This is a genomic window from Gemmobacter sp., assembly GCF_046292685.1.
Taxonomy (GTDB): Bacteria; Pseudomonadota; Alphaproteobacteria; order Rhodobacterales; family Rhodobacteraceae; genus Wagnerdoeblera.
Map to the genome: position 1 here is coordinate 1 of NZ_JBKBQM010000097.1, position 3,983 is coordinate 3,983.

The 3,983-nt window shown below is 67.6% G+C and carries 5 protein-coding genes; 2 read left to right on the plus strand and 3 right to left on the minus strand.

Annotation, left to right across the window (positions count from 1 at the left end):
• Positions 1–459, plus strand: a 459-nt coding sequence (gene ybeY / locus ACK4S2_RS15650; protein ID WP_409626493.1) for an rRNA maturation RNase YbeY, incomplete at its 5' end; no start/stop codon positions are given.
• 42 nt (positions 460–501) lie between these two features.
• A complete protein-coding gene (locus ACK4S2_RS15655) occupies positions 502–1,425 on the plus strand; it encodes a hemolysin family protein (RefSeq protein ID WP_409626496.1) in 924 nt (307 codons plus the stop codon).
• Positions 1,426–1,428: 3 nt separating this feature from the next.
• Here ACK4S2_RS15655 and ACK4S2_RS15660 read toward each other — a convergent pair whose 3' ends face one another.
• The 3 genes from ACK4S2_RS15660 to ACK4S2_RS15670 all read right to left on the minus strand — a co-directional run bounded on the left by ACK4S2_RS15660 (position 1,429) and on the right by ACK4S2_RS15670 (position 3,799).
• Positions 1,429–2,445 (minus strand): threonine aldolase family protein, encoded by a 1,017-nt coding sequence (locus ACK4S2_RS15660; protein WP_409626499.1) that lies wholly within the window; start codon positions 2,443–2,445, stop codon positions 1,429–1,431.
• A 1-nt stretch (position 2,446) separates the two neighbouring features.
• Positions 2,447–2,896, minus strand: coding sequence for a YcgN family cysteine cluster protein (locus ACK4S2_RS15665; protein ID WP_409626502.1), 450 nt, complete (start codon positions 2,894–2,896; stop codon positions 2,447–2,449).
• 285 nt (positions 2,897–3,181) lie between these two features.
• Positions 3,182–3,799, minus strand: coding sequence for a queuosine precursor transporter (locus tag ACK4S2_RS15670; RefSeq protein WP_409626505.1), 618 nt, complete (start codon positions 3,797–3,799; stop codon positions 3,182–3,184).
• Positions 3,800–3,983 lie beyond the last annotated feature (184 nt).

Consider the following 3,983-nt stretch of genomic DNA (forward strand, 5'->3'; position numbering starts at 1 on the left):
GCCGCGGGGCTCGACTCCCTGGCCGAGGATGCGGCCCGGGTGGTGCTGTCCGAACTCGGGCTTGGCACCGATGGCTTCCTGATTTGCGTCATGGGCTGCGACGACGGCCGCATCGCCAGCCTGAATGCCGATTTCCGCGGCAAGCCCCAGCCGACCAACGTGTTGTCCTGGCCGTCGGAGGACCGCGCCCCCGAGGCGCCGGGCGAGGTGCCCGACTTGCCCGAACCGGGTGATTCGGACGACCCTGCCGAACTGGGCGATATCGCCATTGCCTGGGGGGTCTGCCAGGCCGAGGCGGCCGCCCAGGGCAAGCCCTTTGCCCATCACGTGACCCACCTGATCGCCCACGGGGTGCTGCATCTGCTGGGCTACGACCACATGACCGAGGAAGACGCCGCCCTGATGGAAGGAATCGAGGTCCGCGCCCTTGCCAGACTGGGCATCGCCAACCCATATTGACGTGTGGCGCGCCGTGACGCGCCGGTTTTTCGGAAAGGACCGATGGGCAGTACCACCGATGGCTTGATGGCAGCGCAGGGCGCGCCTTCAGCCGAACCCGCGTCAGACCGACCGCGCGGGCTTTTCCGCCGCCTGTTCCGCAAGGCACCGGCCTTGGCCCCCGAGCCCGAGGCCATTGCACATCCGCAGTCTGCGCCGGCCGCGGCGCCGGTTTCGTTGCCCGGCATTTCCAACCTGCGTCGGCTGCGCGTCGATGATGTGGCGATTCCCAAGGTGGACATCACCGCGGTTCCCATCACCATCGGGCGCGAGGAACTGGCCGAGGTGTTCCGCGAACACGGGTTTTCGCGGCTGCCGGTCTACAAGGGCTCGCTGGACCATCCGCAAGGCGTGGTCACGCTCAAGGATTTTGCGCTGACCTACGGTTTCGGGGCGAACGGCAAGTTTTCCCTGCGCAAGCTGCTGCGCCCGCTGCTGTATGCCCCACCGTCGATGCCGCTGACGGTGCTGCTGCAAAAGATGCAGACCGAACGCATCCACATGGCGCTGGTCATCGACGAATACGGCGGGGTGGACGGGCTGGTCACCATCGAGGATCTGCTCGAAACCGTCGTGGGCGACATTTCCGACGAACACGATACCGAAGAATCGGCGATGTGGGCGCAGGAAAAACCCGGTGTCTGGATCGTGCAGGCCACCGCGCCGCTGGACGAATTCGAAGCCGCCATCGGCCAGTCGTTGCGCGTGGGCGAGGACGACCAGGAGATCGACACCTTGGGCGGCCTCGTCTATCTGCGCGCCGGCCGCGTGCCTTCGCGGGGGGAAATCGTGCCGCACGAAAGCGGGGCCGAGTTCGAGGTGGTCGATGCCGAGCCCCGCCGCATCAAGCGGTTGCGGCTGCGCATGCCTGGCGTCGTGGCCAGCGTGGCGGCCGAAAAGGCCGCCAGAACAGGCACCGACGGCTGAGGTTCAGCCGGCGGCCGCCGCCAGAAACGCATCGACTTCGGCTGCGGTCGTGACCCAGCTGGTCACCAGCCGGGCGCGGCCCTGCCCCATGTCGTAATAGCGTGCGCCTGCGGCCTTCAACCGGGCATGCGCCGCTTCGGGCAGGGTGGCAAAGGTGATGTTGGCTTCGGCCGGGTGAACCAGCGCGCAACCGGGCAGGGCGGCAAGGCCTTGGGACAGGCGGGCGTTCATGGCGTTGGCATGGCGCGCAAGGGCCAGCCACAGGCCATCCTGCAACCAGCCGTCGAACTGCGCGGCCAGGTAGCGGTTCTTGGAAAACAGATGCCCGCCCCGCTTGCGCCGCAGCTCGAATTCCCAGGCGCGCGCGGGGTCGAAGAACACCACCGCTTCGGCCCCCATCAGCCCGCCCTTGGTGCCGCCGAACGACAGCACATCCACCCCCGCCTTCCAGGTCAGTTCGGCGGGGCTGGCGCCGGTGGCGGCGACGGCATTGGCAAAGCGCGCGCCGTCCAGGTGCAGCGGCAACCCGTGCGCATGCGCCACGCGGGCAAGGGCTGCGATCTGGTCGGGGGTGTAGAGGGTGCCGGCCTCGGTCACGTCGGTCAGGGTCACGGCGCCGGGCTGCACCGAATGCACCACCCGCACGCCCTGGCCCCGGATCGCCGCGTCCAGTGCCGCCGGCGCCATCCGGCCATGATCGCCGGCCACGGTCAGCAGCTTGGCCCCGGAATAGAACTCGGGCGCCCCGCATTCGTCCTGCTGCACATGCGCGCCTTCGTGGCAGAACACCGCCCCCCAGGGCGGGCACAGCGTGGCCAGCGCCAGCGCATTGGCCGCAGTGCCGGTGGCGACGAAAAACACCGCCGCCTCGGGCGCCTCCAGCGTATCGCGGACAGCCTGCACCGCGCGTGTGGTGGCCGGATCGTTGCCATAGGGCATCGCCGGGCCCTGGTTGGCCTGCATCAGCGCGTCCATGACCTGCGGCGGGCAGGGGGCGCCATTGTCGGAGGCAAAGAACATGTCAGGGTTTCTCCGCGATGATGTGATCTTCCCAATCATCTTCTCCGACCTCGGTTTCCGGGATCGTCCAGCCCCGGACCGAGGCCCCGGCCGCATGCACCGATTCGGGGTCTCCGCTGCGCAGGGGGTGCCAGCGCGGCAGCTTTCGGCCTTCGTGCCGCAGCCGATAGGCGCAGGTGCGCGGCAGCCAATAGGCCACCTCGGGCAAGCGTTCCGGGCTGAGCGTGACGCAATCGGGCACGAATTGGTGGCGCGTTTCATAGCGCGTGCAGCGGCAACTGTGCCCGTCGAGCAGGTGGCAGGCCACGCGGGTAAAGGCGACCTCGCCGTTGTCCTCGTATTCCAGCTTTTGCAGGCAGCACTTGCCGCACCCGTCGCACAAGGCCTCCCATTCCTCGGGGGTCAGGTCGGCAAGCGGGAGCGTATCCCAGAAGCGGGGGCGAAGCGGCATGGCGGCAGAGTGAACCGGCGCGCCGGGAAAGAAAAGGGGGGGGGAAAGAGAAAGGGTTGCGCGCGGGCGCAACCCTTTCCGAGATCTACGGAGATGGTCCGGTTAGGGCATTTGGCGACAACCGGCCCAGCCAGGGCTATCAGCCCTCGGGGTTGCCCTCAGGCCACGGCCCCCCTGACTGTCCCGACACCTCTCTCCAATATCACTCTCGACACTGGACCACCTCCTTTCATTGCGTTGCCGTTGGGATCAGGCTGCCACAAATCTTGGGTCTGTCAAATGTTTTTACGCAACCTCTGGGTGGCGGTGCCGCAAAAACAGGCGAAAGGGCGCCAGAGCGATCATCGCCAGGGCAAGCTTGACTCCAAAGTCCGCGACCGCCAGCGAAACCCACAGCGGCGCCATCGGGCCCAGGCCCAGCAGGGGCAGGGTTTCGTTGGCCCAGCCCACGTCATTGCCCGGTTCCAGCACGCTCAGCGCCGCCGAAAACGCGATGGTAAAGAACAGCGCCGTGTCCAGAGCCGACCCGACAAGCGACGACAGCAGCGGCGCGCGCCACCAGGCGCCCGCCCGCAGCCGGTCGAATACGGCAACATCGACCATCTGCGCCGTCAGGAAGGCCAGCGCCGACCCCAGGGCGATGCGGGTGGTCACCAGCGGCCCGAACTCGCCCATGATCTGCGTGCCGACGGCCGAGCAGGCCAGCCCCACGGCAAAACCCGCCAGCACCACGCGCCGCGCCGCCTGCGCGCCGTAAAGCCGGTTGGTCAGATCGGTGACCAGGAAGGCGAAGGGATAGGTAAAGGCGCCCCAGGTCAGCCAGGGGCCGGCCAGAAACTGCACCAGGATGTTCGAGGCCAGAACGATGGCCCCCATGGCAAGGATGCCGGGCAGAAGTCGCATGAGATGTGTCCGTTTTGACAAGGTCGCGGAGACTTGGCCCCCGAACCCTTCGGGGACGTGCCTCCCTAACAGGCTGCTGAAGAAGTCCACGAGGCGGAACAGTTTTCCCTCTGTTTGGGCGGCAGCGGTGAGCGTCGTGCTGGTCGAGGCGAGGTATGGGTGCCCGATGCCACCCCTCGTCGTC